This window comes from Enterococcus sp. S86.2, assembly GCF_059834485.2.
Map to the genome: position 1 here is coordinate 1,648,092 of NZ_CM206813.1, position 22,366 is coordinate 1,670,457.

General features: G+C 37.6%; 22 protein-coding genes. 3 read left to right on the top strand and 19 right to left on the bottom strand.

Annotated elements, in window-relative coordinates; genetic code table 11:
* Window positions 1-23: 23 nt before the first annotated feature.
* From AC6R0T_RS07675 to AC6R0T_RS07740, 14 genes are all read right to left on the bottom strand, one after another.
* A complete protein-coding gene (locus AC6R0T_RS07675) occupies window positions 24-1,142 on the bottom strand; it encodes a Nif3-like dinuclear metal center hexameric protein (protein ID WP_303753934.1) in 1,119 nt (372 codons plus the stop codon).
* Window positions 1,136-1,840 (bottom strand): tRNA (adenine(22)-N(1))-methyltransferase, encoded by a 705-nt coding sequence (locus tag AC6R0T_RS07680; protein ID WP_282462462.1) that lies wholly within the window; start codon window positions 1,838-1,840, stop codon window positions 1,136-1,138. The genes AC6R0T_RS07675 and AC6R0T_RS07680 overlap by 7 nt, the downstream gene beginning before the upstream one ends.
* A gap of 97 nt (window positions 1,841-1,937) precedes the next feature.
* Window positions 1,938-2,861 carry a primosomal protein DnaI gene (gene dnaI / locus AC6R0T_RS07685; RefSeq protein ID WP_206903675.1) on the bottom strand — a complete coding sequence of 308 codons (924 nt, stop codon included), beginning with the start codon at window positions 2,859-2,861 and terminating at the stop codon, window positions 1,938-1,940.
* A complete protein-coding gene (locus AC6R0T_RS07690; RefSeq protein WP_303753933.1) occupies window positions 2,861-4,231 on the bottom strand; it encodes a DnaD domain protein in 1,371 nt (456 codons plus the stop codon). Before AC6R0T_RS07690 ends, dnaI begins: the two co-directional genes overlap by 1 nt.
* 19 nt (window positions 4,232-4,250) lie before the next feature.
* Window positions 4,251-4,727, bottom strand: coding sequence for a transcriptional regulator NrdR (nrdR, locus tag AC6R0T_RS07695; protein WP_206903677.1), 477 nt, complete (start codon window positions 4,725-4,727; stop codon window positions 4,251-4,253).
* 317 nt (window positions 4,728-5,044) lie between these two features.
* The gene (gene coaE / locus AC6R0T_RS07700) at window positions 5,045-5,647 is read right to left on the bottom strand and encodes a dephospho-CoA kinase (protein WP_230710629.1); all 603 of its coding nucleotides are present in this window, start codon (window positions 5,645-5,647) and stop codon (window positions 5,045-5,047) included.
* 5 nt (window positions 5,648-5,652) lie between these two features.
* Window positions 5,653-6,492, bottom strand: a complete 840-nt coding sequence (mutM, locus tag AC6R0T_RS07705; RefSeq protein WP_230710627.1) for a DNA-formamidopyrimidine glycosylase — start codon at window positions 6,490-6,492, stop codon at window positions 5,653-5,655.
* Between the two features lie 12 nt (window positions 6,493-6,504).
* Window positions 6,505-9,147, bottom strand: coding sequence for a DNA polymerase I (gene polA, locus AC6R0T_RS07710; protein ID WP_303753932.1), 2,643 nt, complete (start codon window positions 9,145-9,147; stop codon window positions 6,505-6,507).
* 280 nt (window positions 9,148-9,427) lie between these two features.
* Window positions 9,428-10,117, bottom strand: a complete 690-nt coding sequence (locus AC6R0T_RS07715) for a Bax inhibitor-1/YccA family protein (protein ID WP_206903681.1) — start codon at window positions 10,115-10,117, stop codon at window positions 9,428-9,430.
* Window positions 10,110-10,595 (bottom strand): MaoC family dehydratase, encoded by a 486-nt coding sequence (locus AC6R0T_RS07720; protein ID WP_396140019.1) that lies wholly within the window; start codon window positions 10,593-10,595, stop codon window positions 10,110-10,112. The genes AC6R0T_RS07715 and AC6R0T_RS07720 overlap by 8 nt, the downstream gene beginning before the upstream one ends.
* A 179-nt stretch (window positions 10,596-10,774) precedes the next feature.
* A complete protein-coding gene (gene murC, locus AC6R0T_RS07725; RefSeq protein ID WP_206903683.1) occupies window positions 10,775-12,109 on the bottom strand; it encodes a UDP-N-acetylmuramate--L-alanine ligase in 1,335 nt (444 codons plus the stop codon).
* A gap of 231 nt (window positions 12,110-12,340) precedes the next feature.
* Window positions 12,341-12,802, bottom strand: coding sequence for a SprT family protein (locus tag AC6R0T_RS07730; RefSeq protein WP_206903684.1), 462 nt, complete (start codon window positions 12,800-12,802; stop codon window positions 12,341-12,343).
* A gap of 1 nt (window position 12,803) precedes the next feature.
* Complete coding sequence (locus tag AC6R0T_RS07735) at window positions 12,804-14,972, bottom strand: Tex family protein (RefSeq protein WP_303753931.1); 2,169 nt, start codon at window positions 14,970-14,972, stop codon at window positions 12,804-12,806.
* A gap of 402 nt (window positions 14,973-15,374) precedes the next feature.
* On the bottom strand, window positions 15,375-16,109 hold the full coding sequence (locus tag AC6R0T_RS07740) for a metallophosphoesterase (RefSeq protein ID WP_303753930.1): 735 nt from the start codon (window positions 16,107-16,109) through the stop codon (window positions 15,375-15,377).
* Window positions 16,110-16,242: 133 nt separating this feature from the next.
* Between AC6R0T_RS07740 and AC6R0T_RS07745 the strand changes: the two genes are divergently transcribed.
* From AC6R0T_RS07745 to AC6R0T_RS07755, 3 genes are read left to right on the top strand one after another with little or no spacing between them, the layout of a single operon-like run.
* Window positions 16,243-17,100, top strand: a complete 858-nt coding sequence (locus AC6R0T_RS07745) for an efflux RND transporter periplasmic adaptor subunit (protein WP_303753929.1) — start codon at window positions 16,243-16,245, stop codon at window positions 17,098-17,100.
* A gap of 8 nt (window positions 17,101-17,108) precedes the next feature.
* Window positions 17,109-17,801 carry an ABC transporter ATP-binding protein gene (locus AC6R0T_RS07750; protein WP_282462453.1) on the top strand — a complete coding sequence of 231 codons (693 nt, stop codon included), beginning with the start codon at window positions 17,109-17,111 and terminating at the stop codon, window positions 17,799-17,801.
* 12 nt (window positions 17,802-17,813) lie between these two features.
* Complete coding sequence (locus AC6R0T_RS07755) at window positions 17,814-19,037, top strand: ABC transporter permease (RefSeq protein ID WP_303753928.1); 1,224 nt, start codon at window positions 17,814-17,816, stop codon at window positions 19,035-19,037.
* Between the two features lie 294 nt (window positions 19,038-19,331).
* Here AC6R0T_RS07755 and AC6R0T_RS07760 read toward each other — a convergent pair whose 3' ends face one another.
* From AC6R0T_RS07760 to rsmD, 5 genes are all read right to left on the bottom strand, one after another.
* Window positions 19,332-19,703, bottom strand: a complete 372-nt coding sequence (locus AC6R0T_RS07760) for a VOC family protein (RefSeq protein ID WP_303753927.1) — start codon at window positions 19,701-19,703, stop codon at window positions 19,332-19,334.
* 9 nt (window positions 19,704-19,712) lie between these two features.
* The gene (locus tag AC6R0T_RS07765; protein WP_206903691.1) at window positions 19,713-20,093 is read right to left on the bottom strand and encodes a DUF1149 family protein; all 381 of its coding nucleotides are present in this window, start codon (window positions 20,091-20,093) and stop codon (window positions 19,713-19,715) included.
* A 100-nt stretch (window positions 20,094-20,193) separates the two neighbouring features.
* A complete protein-coding gene (locus AC6R0T_RS07770) occupies window positions 20,194-21,216 on the bottom strand; it encodes a SepM family pheromone-processing serine protease (RefSeq protein ID WP_303753926.1) in 1,023 nt (340 codons plus the stop codon).
* A complete protein-coding gene (coaD, locus tag AC6R0T_RS07775) occupies window positions 21,206-21,700 on the bottom strand; it encodes a pantetheine-phosphate adenylyltransferase (RefSeq protein WP_206903693.1) in 495 nt (164 codons plus the stop codon). Before coaD ends, AC6R0T_RS07770 begins: the two co-directional genes overlap by 11 nt.
* Window positions 21,693-22,256, bottom strand: coding sequence for a 16S rRNA (guanine(966)-N(2))-methyltransferase RsmD (gene rsmD / locus AC6R0T_RS07780; RefSeq protein WP_206903694.1), 564 nt, complete (start codon window positions 22,254-22,256; stop codon window positions 21,693-21,695). The genes coaD and rsmD overlap by 8 nt, the downstream gene beginning before the upstream one ends.
* Between the last annotated feature and the right edge of the window lie 110 nt (window positions 22,257-22,366).

The window sequence follows — 22,366 nt, forward strand, 5'->3', positions numbered from 1 at the left end:
GTTTAAAAAACACAGTTTAATTTTTAAAGATATTGAAATGGATTCGTATTGGTTGTTGAAGGAATAAATTCTACTTCCCAATTTTCTTCTTTTTTCCATTGATTCATTTTTTCAATAAAGCGGGGAATGCAGACACGCTCTATGTTATGCCCTGGATCAATTACCGTCAATCCATTTGCCTGCATATCGTGCGCGGTATGGTAATACACGTCTCCTGTAATATAAACATCGGCGCCCTTTTTTATTGCGTCCGGATAAAAATTACCGCCAGAGCCACCACAGATGGCAATTTTTTGTATCATTTTTTGGGGCTGAAAAACAGGTTCAACTAACCGCAAACCATCTAATTCAAAAACTTCCTTCACTTTTTGGGTGAAGTCTTCAAGTGCCATGGGTTGTGCTAGCTTGCCAATTCGACCGATCCCGTATTTTATTGGCTCATTATCTAAGGTAATTAGATCAAAAGCCGGTTCTTCATAAGGGTGTGTTTCATACATTGCTTTTAAAACTTGTGCCTCAATTGTTTCTGGTAACAAAACTTCTATTTTTGCTTCTTGCACACTTTCTTTTTCACCAATATTACCAATGGCAGGTTTAGCACCCGCAGTTGGAATAAAGCGTCCCATACCTACTGATTGAAAACTGGTAAACTGATAATTGCCCTGTTCACCTGCACCAGCTTCACCTAAAGCTTGCCGCATTTTTGCAGCGGCTTCAATTGGAACGTAAACAATTAATTTTTTAAACTTTACTTGATGGGTTTCTGTCATAAAGTCAGCAACTTTTATTTGCAACATTTCACAAAACCAGTCATTTAGTCCATCGGGGATAATGTCCATATTCGTATGGGCTGCATAAACTGCAATATCGTGTTTCACTAGCTCCAGATACATTTTAGTCTGAGGATTTGTTGCAGTTAAACGCTCAATCGGTCGAAAAATCGGCGGATGTTTCGCGATGATTAAATCAATATCTTTTTCAATTGCTTCTTGTACGACTTCTGGTCGCACATCTAATGTCATCATCACTTTCTTAATTGGCTTATCAAGTGTTCCAATATGTAGACCTACTGGATCGCCTTTTTCTGCTAGCCATAAGGGACAATACGCTTCAAAACGTTTAATAAAGTCTTTTGCTAACATGTCAACGCCTCCTTGATCCATGCCAATTCTTGTTTAATTTCGTTAACTTTTTTTTCTGGTACTACTTTCGCTTTTTGCAGTTGCCCTAACACTTTTTCTAAAGCTTGTTGTTCTTGTTGCCATTTTTTTAAAAAGACACTATTTTTTTCAGCTAATAAATGCGGTCCAAAGAAAATTTCAATTGGGGATAGTTCTTTTTTAACAGCTGTCTTTTTTGCAACAATAACTTCATAAATCTTATCATTTTCAGCTAAAATACTTTCTGTTAAAATCTCATAGCCTTCTTTTTGTAGCCAACGCCGCACGTTTTGTTCCCCCACATTTGGTTGTAAAACAAGCCGTTCTTTTCCACTTAATTGCCCATTTGTTTTCCCATCTTCTAAAATACTGGCAATTAAAGTTCCCCCCATACCCGCAATGGTAATGGTGTCAATTTCATCAGCAGCTTCAATAGCCGCTAAACCATCGGCTAAACGTACAACAATTTGATTGTTTAGACCACTTTTGGCGACTTGTTTTTGTGCCGAATGAAAAGGACCTTTTACTACCTCTCCACATACGGCATAAGAAATTTTTCCTGCTAGCATTAATGCAACTGGCAGATAAGCATGATCTGAGCCAATATCAGCTAAGCGTGCGCCTTTAGGGACTGCATTGCCCACGACTGTCAGGCGTTGTGACAGTTCTTGTTCATTCATGTTGTGTTCTCCTTAAAAAAAATTTGCGCATCCTTGATTTTTATTTCGAAAAAATTGACACAAAATTTCTGCAAAAGAAAATTCGTGTCAATTCATTTTATTCATTACGGCGATTAGGTCCTGACATGATAATCTCTTTTGCTAAATAACGAATACGTTCCATAATCCGTTTGGCTTTTAATGGTTCATCTGCGGTCTTGGTTAGGCGCAAATGATTCTCCAAACCATCCATTGTGAAATTAGAAGTGAAGAAAGTCGGCAATTGTTCTTGCATGCGATATTGCAAGATAACACCGAAAATTTCGTCTCTCGTCCAAGCTGTTAACGCATCTGCCCCGACATCGTCCAAAATTAAAATTTTAGGCTTTTTCACATTTTCTAGTTTTTCTGCGACCGTATTATCGGCAACAGAACTTTTCATCATCGAAGTAAAGGTTGGCATATGCACCATCATTGAAGTATAGCCGCGTTTTGCCAACTCATTTGCCATCGCACCTAATAAATATGTCTTGCCCACACCAAAATCGCCAGCTAAATACAGTCCTTTATGGAAAGCCTGCGCATTTTCTGTATAGTTTTTAACAAACTTCATCGTTTCAAACAGAGCTTCCTCGCGGGCATCTGTTTTGTCGAAATTTTTCATATTCGCGTTACGAATATCTTTTGGGATATCAATCGTACTGACCCGATTTTTAATCTCCTCTTGTTTACGGCGCTCCAATAAGTCTTCAGTGGGGACATAGGCGACGTCAATATAATGAAAGTTCAAAACCAAGCGGGGCTCATAACCTGGGGCCATCATGGTGGGATCATTTAATGTGAATTTGCGTTTTTCTTGGACAAACTCATACAATTTTGGATAGCTTTTTTTCACATCTGCTTGTGTTAACTTATCTTTATTTTCAGCCAAAAACTTTTTAACAGTTGGATCAGCCAAAACTTCTTGCATCATTTCATCATACTTTTGCTGAAAATTCCGCCGTTCAAATAGTTCGTTGACACCTTTGCCGACATCTTCCATTATTTTTCACCTTCTTCATCATTGAAATATTCCCGCATCATCTTGTCAATTTCAGCTTTACGACTTGGATCACTCGTCGACTGTTTTTTTGACCAATCGGGGACGTCTTCTTTTTTGACAATATTTTGTACTCTCCCACCATTTTTTTGCCGTTGTTCTTTGGCAACTTGTTTTTCTTTTACCGTCGTTTGCACATACTTAATGGCCGCTTCTGGTGTATTAATTTTATTTTGCGACCAATCATTAGCAATTTGATTGGTTAAAGCTTGCGGCAATTGGGCTTTATTTTGTGTGACTAACAAGTAATTCAATAAAATATTAATAACTGACGTAGGCAATGGTGACTTTTGTACCAAATCGGTTAAAAGCCACTCTTCATTTTTGGTTACATAGCCACCTTTAGCAGCTTTTAATTTCACCAAGTATTCCATCGGTGCTAAGGCCTCGCTGTCTAAAATCCGATACCAATCAGCTTCAGTAAAGCCTTGAGCCAATAGCGTATTTTTGCGGCGAAGTTGTGTGTCGCTGTCGTAATTTAAGACAACTGCTTTTTTTTCCGGTAAAAGATCTTGACTTTGTTTATAAACGACGTTTTTTAATTTTCGTACATCAATTGTGCCATCGGTTAAAGATACAGCTTCAGCCATTAAATTTGTCAATTGCAGTTCATCGTAACCAAACATCTCATGATATAGCGTAAGACTATCTTTTAAGGTGTCTGTTATTTGGGTTGGATTAATAAATTTTTTGGTAGCTAAATCTCGTAATAAAGTCCAGTTCAACTGATTTTCAGCTAGCGGTAACTGCGCCACATCCTGCGGTGCCTTTTTTACGACCGCTTCAATAACTGGTTGATTGGCTTGGTATTCATTTTGAGAAAAACTATATACCGAACCAAACTTTGTCGTTACATCTTGATAACCAGCCGTATTGACACTTTCCGGCTTAAAGCGTCGATTTAATTGTCGAAACTTATTTTGCCCTACTTTTACTACAAGTAAAAAAGACATTAATTCATCTGCCAAAAAGTCTTGAGGAGTTAACGGCTCCATTAAGACATATAAAAAACGAACTTCGGGTTGTTCCCTGTAGTAAGTTTTTAACAATCCGATACCTTCTAGGCGTTTTTTGGCTGCCTTCAGTGCTGATAATCCCATATCTAAGGCATTGAGCAACTCCAAATGGGTATAATTTTCTTGTGTATCTTCAAAATCTTGTAATAAGCAAAAATATAAAGCTAGCGCATCGGCCCCAATAATCGGCTGATACAAATTAACTAAAGACTTCTCTGCGTCACGAGTTAAGGGCAAACTTTTTTTCACTTCATAAATTGCTTTTGGTTGTAAGTTGGCTTCATAGGCATATTCCAAAAAAATGCAGCCTCCAATTTTATTCTGTTGTGTCCTTGCCATTTGCTTTGGCGACAATATCTTGTAATTCTTTTAAGAAAACCGACATATCTTTGAACTGACGATAAACACTGGCAAAGCGAATATAGGCGATTTCATCCACATCCACTAAATCCTCCATCACATATTCACCAATTAAAGTCGTCGATACTTCATTTTCACCTAAAGAGCGGACACGATTTTCCACATGATCCACGATTTGCTCCATTTGCTCCATTGCAACAGGCCGTTTTTCTGCCGAACGGATTAACCCACGTAAAATTTTTTCACGGTTGAATTCTTCTCGTTCACCATTTTTCTTGATAACCAATAAAGGTGCTGCTTCTATTTTTTCAAAGGTCGTAAAACGAAAGCCGCAGTTTTCACATTCTCTTCTTCTTCGAATCGTACGCCCATCATCGGTTTGACGACTATCAACAACTCGGGAACTATTATGGTGACATTTGGGACAACGCATCTTCTCACCTCATTTAATTTCTAGGAATTTTGCTTATATTATAACAGAAAAAAATTGTGTTGTATTGTCTTGTACCTAAGAAAAGACTGTGTTTGTCTGCTTTTGAATGAATAATTTAAAAAACTATCACATTTCAGTGCCAAATTAACGCCTGACAATTTATTAAAAAACGTTGGTGCATAGAATGTGTGATAAAAAAAGCTTTATGGGCTCATCTTTGTAAACTGATCTATTTTTTGTGGCAATCTTACTTTTTCTAGCAAAAAAGCTTCAGGATTATTTATCCCAAAGCTTTCAGACTTATTCATTATAAAAACTCATGATTCATTTTTGAAATGAACAGCTAACCAATTTAATACTTGCTGAACTGTTTTTGCTTTACTGCCGGTATTATCAAAAACGGTATCGGCTAATTTCTTTTTTTCGATTAGCGGCATTTGGCTTTTTATCTTAACTTCTGCTGTTTTTTCATCAATCAAATCGCGGGCCATCAATCTTTTTTTTTGCTCTAAAAAGTCCACATAAACTACGGCAACTTCATCCATGTAATGATCGTAATGACCTTCATACATCAAAGGGATATCTGCCACGACTAATGGACTTATCTTTTTACCAGCTACAATCTCAGCTTTAATTTGCTGCCGCAAATAAGGATTCATTAATTTATCAAGTTGTTGTCGTTTCTTGTCATCTTGAAAGATGAGCGCCCCTAATTTTTTGCGATTTAGTTTTCCGTCAGCTTGTATCATCTCTAAACCAAAAGTAGCTGCGATTTCTGCCAGTGCAGGTTGCCCAGGGGCAACAATCTTTCTCGCTACGACATCCCCGTCGACCACGGGAAAGCCCTTTTCTTTAAAGATATTCACAACTGTACTTTTGCCACTGGCAATGCCACCAGTAATGCCTAAAACAAAACTCATCTTCATCACCTCAAGATTAGTTTTTGACAGTGGGGACATAGATGCGTTCCTCTTTGCGCCACTTTAATTTTTTCAATCGGAGTTTGGCACCGTGGACACGGCTGGCCCGTTTTACCATAAACGTTTAAAGACAATTGGAAGCTTCCCGCTTTTCCTAATGCGTTTAAATATGTGCGTACAGTCGTTCCACCAGCTGCCACTGCTCTGTTTAAAACATCAATAATACAAAGGCGCAGACGTTTAATCTGGGCATCATTTAAGCTATCACAAGGCTGCATGGGATGAATTTTTGCTAACCACAGCACCTCATCAACATAAATATTGCCTAAGCCTGTCACCATTTTTTGATCCAATAAAGCCGGTTTAATCTCCCGTTTAGTTTTTTTCAAATCTGATTTAAACTGGGCTAGCTTAAACGTTTCCGGGGTTGGTTCAGGACCTAACTGCGCAATCCCTTTAAAATTTTGGGCCTCACCTTTTAAAACAAGTGCCATTCGACCAAATTTACGCACATCCCGATATTGCAATTGACTACCATCGGTAAAGTGAAAAATAACATGGGTATGTTTTGTCACGACTGCTTTTGTGTCTGATGAAAAGAACTCGTATTTCCCCTCCATTCGCAAGTGGGAGATCAACTCATAATCGGAAAGTTCAAAAATTAAATATTTCCCTCTACGCCCAATCGTTTCAATTTTTTGTCCGACTAATTCGCTTTTAAAAATCTCAACTTCTGGCGCTGCGATAATTTTGGGCCAAAAAACAGTTACAGTTGCAATTTCTTTATTTAAAACAAGTTGTAACAACCCTTTTCTGACTGTTTCAACTTCTGGTAATTCTGGCATTTTTCCACCTTCTTATTTGGCATCATACCACGTCTTGCCCCAACTACTATCTGTGACAAGGGGTACGTGTAATGCCACGGCATTTTCCATGACATCTTTGACTAGTTTATCCAATTTTTCTAGTTCATTTTCTGGCACTTCAAAAACCAACTCATCATGGACTTGCAGTAACATAACAGCTGATAAACTTTCTTCTTGCAACCGTTTTGCCAGGTCAATCATGGCGATTTTCAAAATATCAGCGGCACTTCCTTGAATAGGAGTGTTAATTGCGGTACGTTCTGCAAAAGAGCGCACATTAAAATTCCGAGCATTAATATCTGGAAGATAGCGGCGACGATGATACAGGGTTTCAACATACCCTTTATCTTTTGCATCCCGAACGATACTTTCCATATATTTTTTAACCCCAGGATACTTTTCAAAATAAGTATCAATGTATTGTTGTGCTGCTTTTCTGGAAATTCCTAGATTTTGTGATAAACCATAATCAGATATACCATAAACAATTCCAAAATTCACCGCTTTTGCTTGACGACGCATATTTGGCGTCACATCTTCAGCCTTTTCAATCCCAAAAACCCGCATTGCTGTGCTGGCGTGAATATCTTGACCTTCTAAGAAGGCTTCTTTTAAATGCTCATCATCTGAGATATGTGCCAATACCCGTAGTTCAATTTGCGAATAGTCAGAGGAATAAATCACCCAGTCTTTAGCTCGGGGAATAAAGGCTTGTCGAATTTTACGTCCTTCTTCTAAGCGAATAGGAATATTTTGTAAATTAGGATCAACCGAACTTAAGCGGCCCGTTTGAGTCAAGGTTTGAACATAACGCGTATGGATTTTTTGGTCCGGTTGAATGACCTTTAATAAGCCTTCAACATAGGTCGACTGAATTTTAGCAATCTGACGATACGTTAAAATATCCGCAACAATCGGCGCTTGGTCTTGTAATTGCTCTAAAACATCGACAGCTGTTGAATAGCCTGTTTTGGTCTTTTTGATTACCGGAAGCCCCATTTTTTCAAAAAGAATAACACCTAATTGTTTTGGCGAATTTAAGTTAAACTCTTCTTTAGCTTCTGCGTAAATTTTTTCTTCAATTTCATGAAGGCGTGTGGCAAACTCGCCTTTCATATCCAAAAGGCGTTTGCTATCGACTGTGATACCAGCGATTTCCATTTCAGCTAAAATTTGTGATAAAGGCAACTCCATCTGATAAAATAAATCACTTTGATTTTTTTCTTTTAAATCTTCATCTAGTTTTTCACTTAAAAACAAAATTGCTTTTACTTTGCGGGCCAAGTGGGCATAAAAATCTTCCATATTTTCAGGCAGCCCTTTTTTAGCCCCCTTGCCATAAACAGCTTCATCTGTTTGAATATCAGTAAAGCCATAATGTTCGGCTACACCTGCGATATCGTTGTTACTATCGTTTGTATCTAACAAATACGCAGCCAGTAAAACATCAAACGTAATACCTTGTGGCCGTTTGGCATAACGGTTTAAAGCAACATAGGTACGTTTGGCATCATAGGTCTTTTTATTGTTTTTTTCCTCAAGCCAATTTAGAAAATCGTGATTTTCAAACACAGCTAAATTATCAGTCACATAAATTTTCTGCTCATTTCCCCAAGCAACCCCCACAATATCAGCCAAATGATAATTATCAGATAACATCTCGGGATAGAGCGCCATGTCTGCTTGAAACATTTCAGCGGTAAATTCATCCACCACCTCAAACATAATTTCTGCCAAATCAGCTGGGTCTTCTACGATATTTAACTTACTTAAAAATTGTTTGAAGTCCATTTCTTTATAAAATGGCACCAATTTATCCAAATCTTTGCCTGCATATGCTAATTCTTCAATTTTAACCGTCACTGGCGCTGCGGTATCAATTGTAGCTAATTTTTTTGATAAAAAGGCTTGTTCTTGGTCATGAATCAGATTTTCTTTCATTTTACTTTTTTTTATTTTATCGATATTTTCATAAATTCCTTCAACTGAGCCATACTCTTTTAATAGCTTGATGGCGGTTTTCTCCCCCACTTTGGTTACACCGGGGATATTATCTGAGGTATCGCCAGCTAAACCTTTCATATCAATAATTTGCTTAGGGCTTAAACCATCATATTTTTCAGCAATATGCGCAGGTGTGTAGGCTTCAATTTCACTGACCCCTTTTACTGTAATATCAACCGTCACATCATCACTGGCTAATTGTGTTAAATCGCGATCACCAGATAACACCACGACTTCAAATTCATTTTTGTCCACTTGTGTCGCCAAAGTGCCGATAATATCATCAGCTTCATAATTTTCTAACTCGTAATACTTGACCCCTAAAGCGGTAATTAATTCACGAATATAAGGAAGTTGTTCACGAAATTCACCTGGAGTTTTTGCTCGTCCGGCTTTGTAGTCTTGATACATTTCAGTTCGAAATGTCGTTTTACCTGCATCAAAGGCCACCAAAACATGCGTTGGTTTTTCTTTGGTCATTACATTATCAAACATTGTATTAAAAGCGTAAATCGCATTAGTATGCAAGCCATTCTTATTTTTAAAACGCTCCAGCGAATTATGCAACGCAAAAAAAGCTCGATAAGCCACGCTATTGCCATCCACTAATAAAAGTTTTTTCTTCGTCATGGAAATTCTCCTTATCTCGTTGGTTTTCTAGCAACATTTTATTGCAATCCCACAAAAGTTCCTCTTTATTCTAACAAAGTTCCAGTAAACTAGCGATGATTATTGACTAGTAATTTAAAAATCAAAGCACCTAAAAAGTGATAATTTTGAAATAGGAAAATCTGAGGAAATCTCCTTGATCTTTGAACACTAAAAGCAAACTTTCTCGTAAGACTTAAAATTTCTTTTAAAAAAAAGAACTTGCAGCAAAATGCCGCAAATTCTTTTTTCATTTATAAAACTAGTCGCGACCAAAAATACGTAAGAAGGCTAGCAGCAAGTTAATAAAGTCTAAGTAAAGTTGTAAGGCTACAAAAACCGCAATACCAGTATTTTCTGTTCCACGACTTTGTTTGTAATAAGCTTTAATCATTTGGTGATCATAAGCTGTCAAACCGGCAAAGACAAACACGGTCACAATTGAAAGCAAATACTCCATTGGACCACTGTGTAAAATAAAACCATTTAACAACATTGTCACAATAATCCCAATTAAAGCTATAAAACCAATTCTACCTACCATAGATAAATCTTTTTTCGTAAAGACACCAAAGAGTGCTGTTGCTGCAAAGGTTGCTGTCGCTGCACCAAAAGCAACGTAAATAGTATTAATATCGTAATGTAGTAGCGTTGCAGTCAACGTTAACCCATTTAATAAGGAATAGATCAGAAATCCGGCAATGGTCATAGCAGGATTTTTCTTGGCTTTAGCTGCTAAAACAAAGACTAAAATCAATTGGACAATCCATAGCCCTAAAAATCCTAACGGAAAGCCATTAACAAAACGGATGGTTTGTGGTAGAAATGTTGTCGCGCAAAAATAAGAAACAACACCACTAATTCCTAGTCCAACCGCAAAAAAAGCATAAACTTTAGCATAAAAACGATTTAATGTATCTTTTTCCACAACGGGTGTTTGATAGTTATTCATGAATATCCCCTACGCTTTCTGTTTCAATTATTGGAGGTTGCACCATCACGACAGCGTCTAAAACACGGTCTTCTTCTGCATTGGTTGCTTCCACAGAAATCGTCACCACATCTTTCATTTTATCCACTTTGATCACTTCAAAAGCAAAAGTTAGTGTTTCATAATGATAGACTGGTTCGATAAAATTCACCGAAAAATTCACCACATGCGATCCTGGTCCCGGCAAGTGCTTTGAAATGGCACTGGTAATAATCCCCATTAACATGACAGACGGAACAATTGGACGTTGATATGCGGTTTGTTGGGCATAATCATGTTGAATATATAAAGGATTGGCATCATTAGTCAGTCCTAGATATAACAACAGCTGATTATCTTCAATCGACTCTGTTAAGGATAACGAATCGCCTTCCTCAATTTCTTCGATGGTCTTACCTATTTTTTTTACACGATTGATCTGCAAACTTGATTCCTCCATGTTTTAATATCGTTTGAATAGATTTTATCATTATTGTATCAGAACCCTTTAAAAGTGCAAGTTTTGAAATTTTCTAGCAGGAAAGCTTAGTAAAATTTTTGTGTTTTTAAAAGTAAAAATTACAAAAAAACTGGTACAACTAAGTACCAGTTTTAACATTTTTAATGGGTAATTTTTTATTATGAACGGTTACGGGTAGTATTGCTTAGTAATTTTTCGTAAGCAGCTTCAAATTTTTGAACATCGCCAGCGCCCATGAAAATCATAACTGCATTTTCAAAATCAAGTAATGGTGACACATTGTCTTCTTTGATGACTTGCCCACCTTTTTTAATTTTAGCGCCTAAATCTTCAATTTTCACATCACCTTTGGCTTCTCTTGCTGAACCAAAAATATCACACAAGAATACTTTATCGGCTAAATCTAGTGCTTCAGCGAAATCATCCATCAAAGCAATCGTCCGGGTAAAAGTATGAGGTTGGAAGACTGCAATAATTTCTTTATCTGGATATTTTTGTCTCGCAGCATCAATTGTCGCTTTAATTTCAGCTGGATGATGAGCATAATCATCGACGATTGTCATATCTGCAACTTTTTTCTCGCTAAAACGACGCTTAACTCCTGCAAAAGTTCGCATTTCTTCTGCGACTTCTGCCATGTCGATGCCTTCTAAATAAGCAATCCCAATCACACCTAATGCGTTTAAAATGTTATGTTTACCAAAAGCAGGTAGGGTGAAATGACCAATTTCTTTGTCTTTAACAAAAACATCAAATTCAGAACCTTTAGTTGTCCGTTTGATATTTTTTGCTTGAATATCATCATTATCATTTAAACCATAATAATAAATTGGTGCTTCTGATTCCAATTTACGCAAGTAAACATCATCACCATAGGCAAAGATACCTTTTTTTACTTGATGGGCCATCGATTGAAAAGCAGTAAAGACATCTTCAATGCTCTTATAATAATCAGGATGATCAAAATCGATATTGGTCATAATCGCATAATCCGGTGCATAGGCTAAAAAGTGACGACGATACTCACAAGCTTCAAAAGCAAAGAAGTCCGCATCTGGTACGCCATGTCCAGTACCGTCACCAATCAAATAACTCGTTGGTGAAACACCGCTAAAAACATGCGCCAATAAACCAGTCGTACTTGTTTTACCATGAGAACCAGTAACCGCAATGCTCGTGTAGTCATTAATAAAGCGTCCAATAAAATCGTGATAACGAATTACTTCGCAACCTAATTCTTTCGCGCGAACAATTTCTTCATGAGTATCCGCAAACGCGTTACCTGCAATAACAATCATGTCTGCTTTAATATTATCGGCACTAAAAGGTAAAATCGTAATTCCAGCTTTTTCTAAATCCCGTTGTGTAAAGAAATATTTGTCCACATCGGATCCTTGTACACGGTAGCCTTTTTCATGTAACACCAATGCTAGTGAACTCATGCCAGAACCTTTAATTCCGACAAAATGATAAAGCTTATCTTTGTCATTCATCTTAATTTAGCCTCTTTTCTTCCATATCAATCATGTAAAAACTCTTTTTTGTTTTTATTTTCCTTTTTAATCCAATTCGTCTTTTTCTCAAATTAAAACACAGCTTTAATCTACCAAAAAACGAGCTAATAATTTGCACGAGGTTCATTATCTAACAAAAACGTTAAAAATTCAATGAGTTTTATCCGAAAAGCTCCTATTAGTTACTTTTAGTAAGTGTTTCACCAAGATTTAGCTAACAATTTTTAAAAATTGCAGTTTTTCACCACATTTGCCACAGACATAACGCGCGGTATTAATTTTTCTTTGGCGGGTAATAATTTGACCACAACCAAGACAACGGTACATAACTTGGCGCTTAACCTTGTTTTTTACTTGTGGTAGTCTGGGGGCATAACGACTCCCCCCGACTTTAGCTAATAGGACTTTAAAATCACGGTCTTGATGGCGGTAACCTTTTTTTAATAGGTGCAAGTGATAATGGCACAATTCATGCTTAATGATCCCAGCTTGTTCTGCTTGAGAAATCCCCGCAAACAAGGTGGGATTAAAATCTAAGTGATGATCTGTTAAATGATAACGCCCACCAGTAGTTTTCAGTCGCTTATTAAAAATCGCCCGATGCTTGAAAGGACGCTTAAAAAATTGCAACGAAATTTCTTCTACTAATTGTTGCAGTTGTACTTCTGTCATTTTACTCTCCAGTAGGGTCTAACATGGTTAAACTAATGCGCCCTTTTTGTTCATCAACTTGTTCCACCCAAACCGTGACAACATCTCCAACAGCCACCACATCTTTTGGCTGTTTTACAAAGCGGCGACTTAGTTTTGAAATATGAACTAAACCATCTTGTTTTACCCCAATATCAACAAAAGCACCAAAATCAATTACATTGCGGACAGTTCCTTTTAATTCCATCCCAGGTTTTAAATCACTCATGGTTAAAACATCTTTTCTTAAAAGCGGAGCTGGCATTTCATCCCGCATGTCTCGACCAGGTTGTAAAAGCGCCTTTAAAATATCCTCCACAGTTGCCGTTCCAGAATCTAAATCAGCAGCAACTTGTTCTGGGTTTAGGCTTTCTAAACGAACTTTAGCTTCTTTTGTCCCAAGTTGGTCTAACTTAAGGTCAGCCCGTGTCAAGATTTCTTTGGCCACGCCATAACTTTCTGGGTGAATACCAGTATTGTCGAAAATATCGCTACCACCTGGAATTCGTAAAAAGCCGATTGCTTGTTCGTAAGCTTTTGGCCCTAAACGCGGCACTTTTTTCAATTGATTGCGTTTAGTGAAGGACCCATTTTCTTCCCGATAATTAAATATGTTTTGTGCTGTCGTTTTGTTCAGCCCAGCAATATGTTGTAAAAGTTGTGGACTGGCAGTATTAACATCTACCCCTACTTGGTTTGTCACAGTTTCAACGACAAAATCCAACTGTTCAGCCAAACGCTTTTGGGAAACATCGTGTTGATATTGTCCAACGCCCACCGCTTTAGGATCAATTTTTACTAATTCAGCTAAAGGATCTTGCAAGCGCCGACCAATACTAATCGCACTTCTTTCTTCTACTTGTAAATTAGGAAACTCACCTCTGGCAATATCGCTGGCTGAATACACAGAAGCTCCTGCTTCATTGACAATTACATAATAAACTTCTTCATTTAAGCTGCGAATTTGCTCAGCAACAAATTGCTCAGACTCACGACTAGCCGTTCCATTTCCAATGGCAATCATTTGTACACCGTATTTTTTGATTAAATGTTGGAATGCTGGACCAGCCGCTTCTCTTTTACTTTGCGGCGCTGGTTTGTGGGGATAGATAACAGTTATCGCCAAGACTTTTCCTGTGGCATCTAAAACAGCTAATTTACACCCAGTCCGATAAGCAGGATCAAAGCCTAACACCACTTTTCCCTTTAATGGTGGCTGTAATAATAAATTGCGTAAATTTTCACCAAAAACCGCGATAGCTTGTTCATCGGCATTTTCTGTTAATTCATTGCGAATCTCCCGCTCAATTGCCGGTGCAATAAAGCGTTTGTAGGCATCTTCATAGGCCGCAGTAACGTAACTCACCGCTTCACCTTGACCTTTTATAATTTGGCGCTTTAAATAATTTAAAATTTCATCTTCTGGTGCTAAAATACTAACTTTCAAAATATCTTCTTTTTCGCCCCGATTTGTGGCTAAAATCCGGTGAGAAACCATCTTTTTAACGGTCTCTTCAAAGGCATAATACATTTCATATACGCCTTTTTCATCTTTTTCTGTTTTCTTTCCTGTGCTGGTATAAATTCCTTTATCAAATGTTTTCTGTCTAATCCAAGTTCTAAACTTAGCTGAATCAGAAAAAAATTCGGCTAATATTTCATGGGCACCAGCTAAAGCTGTTGTGACATCGGGAACTTCTGTGGTTATAAATTCTGTCGCTTTGGTCGCCACAGCTTCATCGGCAAAACGTAACAACCATTTTGCCAACGGTTCTAACCCTTGTTCTTTTGCAATCGTCGCTTTGGTACGACGCTTTTGTTTATAAGGGCGATACAAGTCCTCTACTTGTTGCATTTTGCTGGCAGCTTTTATACTGGCAGCAAGTTCTGGCGTTAGTTTTTCTTGTTCTTCAATTAAACGTAGCACTTCGCTTTTGCGTTTTTCCAGATTTTCTAAATATTGGTAACGTTCTTCGATTTCACGAATTTGAACCTCATCTAAATTACCAGTGGCTTCTTTTCTGTAACGGGCAATAAATGGAACAGTATTCCCGTCTAATAACAAGTCCAAAACTTGTTGCATTTGTTTTTTGGAATAATTTGTAAGCTCTGCTTGCAATAACATTAATAAATCTTGATTTGCGGCTGTCATGTCATCTCACCTTTCTTTTGACCCCATTTATTTTAACATAGAAAATACTATTCAATTCGAAAAAAAAGTTGAAGCAGAAGTGTTGTGCTTTGAATTGCAGACAGGTGCTCCTTTACATCAGCTATCGCCTATCTCACAGCAATAAGCCAGAAATTATCCAAAGGACTCAACAATACACTGCTTGTAGTGTTGCTGTTTAGGTCTACTTTTGGTGTTCCCCAAATTTTTGTCAAATTTTCGCTTAGCCGCAAAAAAGGCTGAAATCCTATAGATCTCAGCCTTTTTTATTAATAAAACAACCTTAAAAAAATCTTTTTAAAGTTTCATAAAAAATCAGTTTATTTTTACTACCCTTTTTTACTATAAAAGAAAACAAGTATCGCGTCTTTTTTATTCAAACACTTAAAAATCAGGTTGCCAAGGTCCTGATAAATTCTGATATTCAATATCTTGGACAATACCCGATTTACCAAAAACGACCCCATGAATGGAACCCCCAAAGACACCGCCGCCGTCAATTCCAACTTTATTATCTGAAAGCCACAAGTCCGTTGTCATCATGTCCCCGTGAAGCATTGGTGTGATGGTATGCCCAAAGACGATCTTTTTGCCAGTCTTATTTTTTCCATTATGAAAAGGTTCGCGAATCCAAATAAAATCAGCAGGAACAGTATCATGCCAATCTTCTTTGGTTAAGTCCACCCCGGCGTGAACAAAAATATAATCTTCCCATTCATAATACAAAGGTCGTTGTGTTAAAAAATCGACTAAATCACGATAACGACTACGAATCATCATGGCAATTTCAGTTGGCGAATACTCCTCACAAGCCCCTTTATGCAAAAGACTTTCAATTGTCTCTTTTCCTCCATTGTGTAAATAAGAAGCAAACCAGTCTTCTGGCTTGGTTAAAAATTGTAAAAAGTATTCTTCATGATTACCTCGCAAATAAATAGCCCCAAATTTTTCTACCAAATTTTTTCCCAGTAAAAAACACTCTTTGCTGCGTTTACCGCGGTCATTTAAATCACCCATTAACACAAGTTGATGTTGTTTGGAATCAAAATATGCTAAAAGTTTTTTAAATAACTCATATTCTCCGTGGATATCACCAATGGCATAAACATATTTTTTCATCACCCTCACCTCATAGCTAGTATACCAAAAATCTTCACAAAACTTTCAAATGCTATATTTGGACACCAAGTATAAAAAGCTTTAGAATGAACACGACACCATGTCACAATCTACGTGGAAAAGAGTGAAGATAATGCAGAAAAAAACAATTGGGATATTATTAGCAGGCGTCGTTGTCGTGGGTGCTATCGGTTTTGCTTTGTTTAATAATAGTACTAAAAAAGATGACACCATCACCATTCGCAGTGCAACTGCCAAAAAAATGACTGTCACAGAAACTTTAAGCACAACTGGAACTTTGATTCCAAATAATACAGAAAATTTAGTTGGCACTGGTAATGTCACAGATTTAAATGTAAAAGTTGGCGACGTAGTAAAAAAAGATCAAGTATTAGCCAACTACGATAGCGGCCTAAGCTTAACGGCAGGAATAGACGGGACGATAACGGAAGTCAATATAAAAAAAGGACAAGCCGATACAGCTGCCCAACAAGGTAAGGCTTCTATTATTGTTGCTGACCTGAATAATTTAAAAGTTCAACTCGCTTTATCAAATTCCGAGGCCCGTCAAGTTAACGTGGATCAAAAAGCAGTTATTTCTTCTGGTGGTCATAATTATGCTGGCAAAGTCACCGAAAAAGATCCTACCGCTACTTCCACGCAAGCAACAACGAGCGCCGCATTAGGTACCGTTGTAACTTTTGATGATAAACCAGAAAAATTATATGCTGGCTTTTCAGCTGATGTAGACATTACCATTGCAACTGAGCAAAATGCGCTGGCAATTCCAATTGAAGCTTTAACGTATAACGACAAAAATGAGCCCATCGTCTATGAAATAAAAGATGACAAAGCAAAAATTACAAAAGTAGAAACGGGCATTCAATCTGACCAATTTATCGTGATTAAAAAGGGAATAACTGACGGTAATCAAGTTATCTTATCCCCTACTTCTAGCCTTAAAGACGGCAGTGCCGTTACTAAAGAGTAGGTGATGAAATGATTGATTTAAAAAACGTGGTAAAAATTTATCGTACTGCCGGCGAAGAGCTGGTAGCTTTAAAAAATGTCAATCTTCATATTGCTGAAGGTGAGTTCACTTCAATTATGGGCCCAAGCGGCTCTGGTAAGTCGACTATGATGAACATTCTTGGCTTGTTAGATCGTTTTGATGATGGCACCTATCTTTTAAATGGACAAAACGTCACCCATCTGACTGATGTAGAAAGTGCCAAAGTACGCAATAAAGAAATCGGGTTTGTCTTTCAGTCTTTCAATTTAATGCCCCGGATGACACTATTAGAAAATGTTGCCCTGCCATTGGTTTATGCCGGCGTTGCTAAATCCGAGCGAAAAACTAGAGCCTTCAAGGCACTAGAACAAGTAGGTTTAGCCGATCGCGTTCACCATCGTCCCAATGCCATTTCTGGTGGGCAAAAACAACGGGTTGCTATCGCACGGGCAATTGTCAATGATCCTGTGGTTTTAATGGCCGATGAACCAACTGGAAATTTAGATTCCAAAACAACATTAGAAATTATGAAAATTTTCCAAGACCTAAACGATAAAGGGACAACTGTGGTTATGGTTACCCACGAACCAGATGTTGCCCAATACACCAAAAGAATCGTTTCCTTTAAAGATGGCCAAATTATTGCCGATAATTCTGTAAAAAAACGAAAAACACTATAAGGAGGGTCAAAAATGGGAATCAGCGAAAGCTTTAAAATGGCCTTAGATAGTATCTTAGCCAATAAAATGCGGTCATTTTTGACCATGTTGGGGATTATTATTGGCATTAGTGCCGTTATTGCAATTTTAGCGGTAGGAAATGGCGCAACAAAAGAAATAAACGGAACCTTTAGTGATTTGGGGGCCTCGACTATCTCCGTTTCAACCAGCCAAGAGGCGAGCGACAGTCAAAAAATTACGAGTCAAGATGTAGTAGCGTTAAAACGCAGTATTCCAAATATCGCCCACATCTCTCCTGTTACCACTATCCAAGCAAATTTCACTGCAAACGACAAAAGTAAATTTGGGATGGCAATTGCAGGTATGCCCGATTTGCAGTACACCAATCAAATGATGGATAAGACACTGCTTTACGGTCGCTACTTTAATCAAACGGAATACGAAGAAAATGCCAAAGTAACCATTATCAGTGCTGATACTGCTCGCTACTTCTTTAATGGGCGCGATAATGTTGTTGGTGAAAAAATTACGGTTAAAAATCAAAACGGCCAAGTCACATTGCGTGTTCTTGGTGTTACCAAAGGTACCATGGAAAATATGATGGGAGCTTTTGATAGCGAAAAAATGCCTGGCTATTTGGCAATGCCACTAACAAGTGCTGTGACACTACAACCAGATGCAACAAAAATGAGCGAATTAACTGTAATTGCCAATTCAAAAGATGACATCGATACAGTTTCAAAACAAATTGTTAATATTTTATCCGTACGCCACGATGCCGTTGGCGATAAAGTTTATACTGCAACCAACTTTTTGCAAGCGTTAGATGAAGTAAACAATGTCTTAGGTTTATTTATTAACTTTATTGCTGCAGTTGCTGCAATTGCATTACTAGTTGGTGGCATTGGGGTTATGAATATCATGTTAGTTTCCGTGACCGAAAGAACCCGCGAAATTGGTACCAGAAAAGCATTAGGTGCGACAAACAACAATATTTTGTTCCAATTCCTTACAGAATCAGTTATTTTGTGCTTAATCGGTGGCCTGATTGGGTTACTATTAGGGGCATCACTGGCACTGATTGTGGCCAATGCTTTAAATATTACCGCACATTTTTCATTAGGCTCAATTGCTTTTGTGCTACTATTTTCCAGTGCAATCGGAATCTTCTTTGGCGTATATCCCGCCCGCAAAGCAGCACGGCTAGATCCAATCGAGGCCTTGCGTTATGAATAAGTTGTCAAAATTTTTCCACCAGTTTAAAAAAGATTTGAAAGAAGCCCTAGATACCGGTGCCATCGCCCGGGATAAAGGCTAATAAAAGAGGCGGAAAAAAAGCGTTTAACCACAAGCAATAAGATGGGATTACCTAAAATTGTTTTCCAAATTTTTGGTGAATTTCAACTTATTGTCGCAGAGGTTGCTTTTTTCCGCCGTTTACGAAAAGTGAAAAAAAGTGCCTACTACAAGCAATAAGACGGCATGAAAAAGGATGTGACAAAACAGTAAAGTTTTGTCACATCCTTTTTCTTAGATACTTGAAACGGCAAAATAATTACCATCAGGGTCTGCAAAATTAAAGACTTCTCGATCACCCAATGAAATCATTTCTCCTAGTGGTACGTCTAGTTCACCGATTTTTTTATAAAGACGGTAAATATCTTGGCTAAAAAACATCAGGGATGGTGAATTGGTGGCAACTTCGGGTGAATTGCTTTCAATAAACTCACGATCATATAAGACAAAATGTGCTTTTGCATCTTTTGCGGCTGCAATTTCAACGACCCGGGTACCATCTACTGTTTGTTCTTCAACGATGACAAAATCTAAGGCTTGCCAAAATGCCACTGCTTTTTGGACATCATCAACGTATAACATAATTTGAATATCTTCTGTAAACATCATTTTCTCCTATGCTTCTGTTTGAAAATTAAGGGTTAATCCAGGTTCGTCAGTTGCAATTTCAGTTACTTCATAGGTCATCCGCTTTACGATATCAAACAACGGGGCCACAATTTCATTAACCTCTTCTTCGGTCACATCTGCTTGACTTGCAATCTTACGGTCAACGACATGGTTAATTTGACTGACGCGACCAGAAATCACATATTCTTCAAAAACCAAACGAAAATCTAAAATACACCGAATAATTGAATTTTCTTTTGGATAATTAGGATCTTCTGTATTTAATGGGGTAAATCCTACTTGCAACTGCGTTTCATAAGCTTGTTCGGGATTGGGTTGATCATAGTGATAAGCAGCTACCACTGGTTTTTGACGTTTAATTTCCACTCTTGTTCCTCCTTTAATACATTTCTTGTTATTTAGTATAGCATATGCTTTTTTGATTTTTACAACTTACTATTATTTGGAGTCATCTGCGCCTAAAAACTTATTTTGTGACATGTTTTTTTAAATAATCCACTGCCTCTTGTGCTGTTTTTACGGATACCACTTTCATTTTTGTTTTAATTTTTGCAGCCGCTTTTTTAGCCTCATGATAATTCGTATCACCTTTTTCTAAATCAGCTGGTGCAAAAAAGATTTCTGCTCCACTTTCAGAAGCACTAACGACCTTTTTATCAATACCACCAATTTGACCAACATTACCTTGACTATCAATAGTTCCCGTACCTGCAATTTCATGACCATTTCGTAAGTCTTGATTCATTAACTGTTGGTAAATTTCCAAGGTAAACATTAAGCCCGCTGAAGGACCACCTATATTATCAACATCAAATTGAACTTTTTCTTGACTGTTCACCTGTGTGTGGTCAGTCAGTGTAATGCCGATTCCTGCTTTGTTATTACTTGGCAACTTAATCAATGCACCCTGCGCCGTTTTTTCTTTACCGTCTTGCAGATAGGTAATCGTCACCTGATCGCCAACTTTTTTACTCTGAACGTATTTCATAAAATCATCGCTACTTTTGAAAGGTTTTGAATCAACCTTTACAACGGTATCACCAATTTTAATTTTGCCATAAAAAGCAGAATTTTCCTCTATGCCTAAAACATAGACACCAAGATAATCCATTTTAAAAGGCTTTTTAGCTAAATGAAGTGCTGCTGTAATCGCATTATTTTGGGAACTTTCCATGTAAAAGTTTTGAATTCTATTGTAATCATCATCACTGGCAGTGCCCATCAGCTCTTCTTTTGTCACTAAATCAGAAAAAGTTTGCGTTTTAGCAAATAATGCGGTAGCAACAGTTGCCTGCCTGATCCCAACTGACGTCAGAGAAAACGAGCCACTAAACTTATCTTTTTGGCCGTTAACTTTCACCAATGTATCTAACTTAATCGTTGAGCCTGGTGCTTCGATATAATACGGAATCGGTAATGCAACACAGGCCATTAAAACTAACGCCAACAATAAAAGTAAAAGGCGTTTTATTGGCACTTTACGCTTCATAATGATCACTCTTCTTCACTAATGCTTCAAATACTGGTTTTGGCAAATATTCTTTGACATCACCGCCAAAAGCAATGACTTCTTTTAAAATGCTGGAACTGATATGAGTATACTCTGGGCGAGCCAATAAGAATACCGTTTCAATCTTTTTATCCAAATGATGATTCATCGTCATAATTTCTTTTTCATACTCATAATCTTTTACGCTTCTAATTCCTCGTAATAAAAAATTTGCACCTAATTTTTTCGCACTGGTTACGGTTAGTTCACTATCTTGTTCCATCACACGCACATTAGGCAGATGGGCCACCGAAGCTTCAACCAGAGCTTTACGTTCTTTTGGGGTAAACAAACTCTTTTTATTTGTGTTCACAAAAACACCAACGATAATTTCATCAAAAAGGTCAGATCCTCGTTCAATTGTATCTAAATGTCCATTGGTAAAAGGATCAAAACTACCAGGAAATAATGCTATTTTACGCATGAGACGCCTCATTTCTATAAATTGTTACGCTAGTGATACCGTAATTTTGTTGTCTTATTTGATTTAAGTTAGCAATTTGAATTGGTAAAATAACTTCTTTTGCTGTTTCACAAACCACCACTGCCTGATTGGTCAATAGATTATTTTTGACCATCGCTTCAAGCTCCGCAATCAACTGCTGCTTGGCATAAGGCGGATCTAAAAGAATCAAATCAAATTGTTTTTCTTCTGCAATAAATTGGTCCAAAGCATGTTTGGCATCTTTTTTTAAGAGGGTAAATTTTTCTGGTTCTTTGGTAATTGCGACATTATCTTTAATGACTTGCATTGCTTTAAAATTACGCTCGACACAATAAGCATGCGCCATTCCACGGGATATCGCTTCAATCGCCAGACCGCCACTACCACTATATAAGTCCAGACAAGTGCCACCATCAAAAAAAGGTCCAATCATATTAAATATAGCGCCCTTCACTTTATCTGTTGTGGGACGTGTATTATCCCCTGGCAAACTTTTTAATTTTCGGCCACCATATTCTCCTGCCACGACTCTCATATTATTTCACCTCATCAATCATATCCACAATATTTTACCATAATTGACAAGTATTGACTCCTACAACTTACAACTGCCACACTATTTTTAAAACTGTTTAAACGTATGAA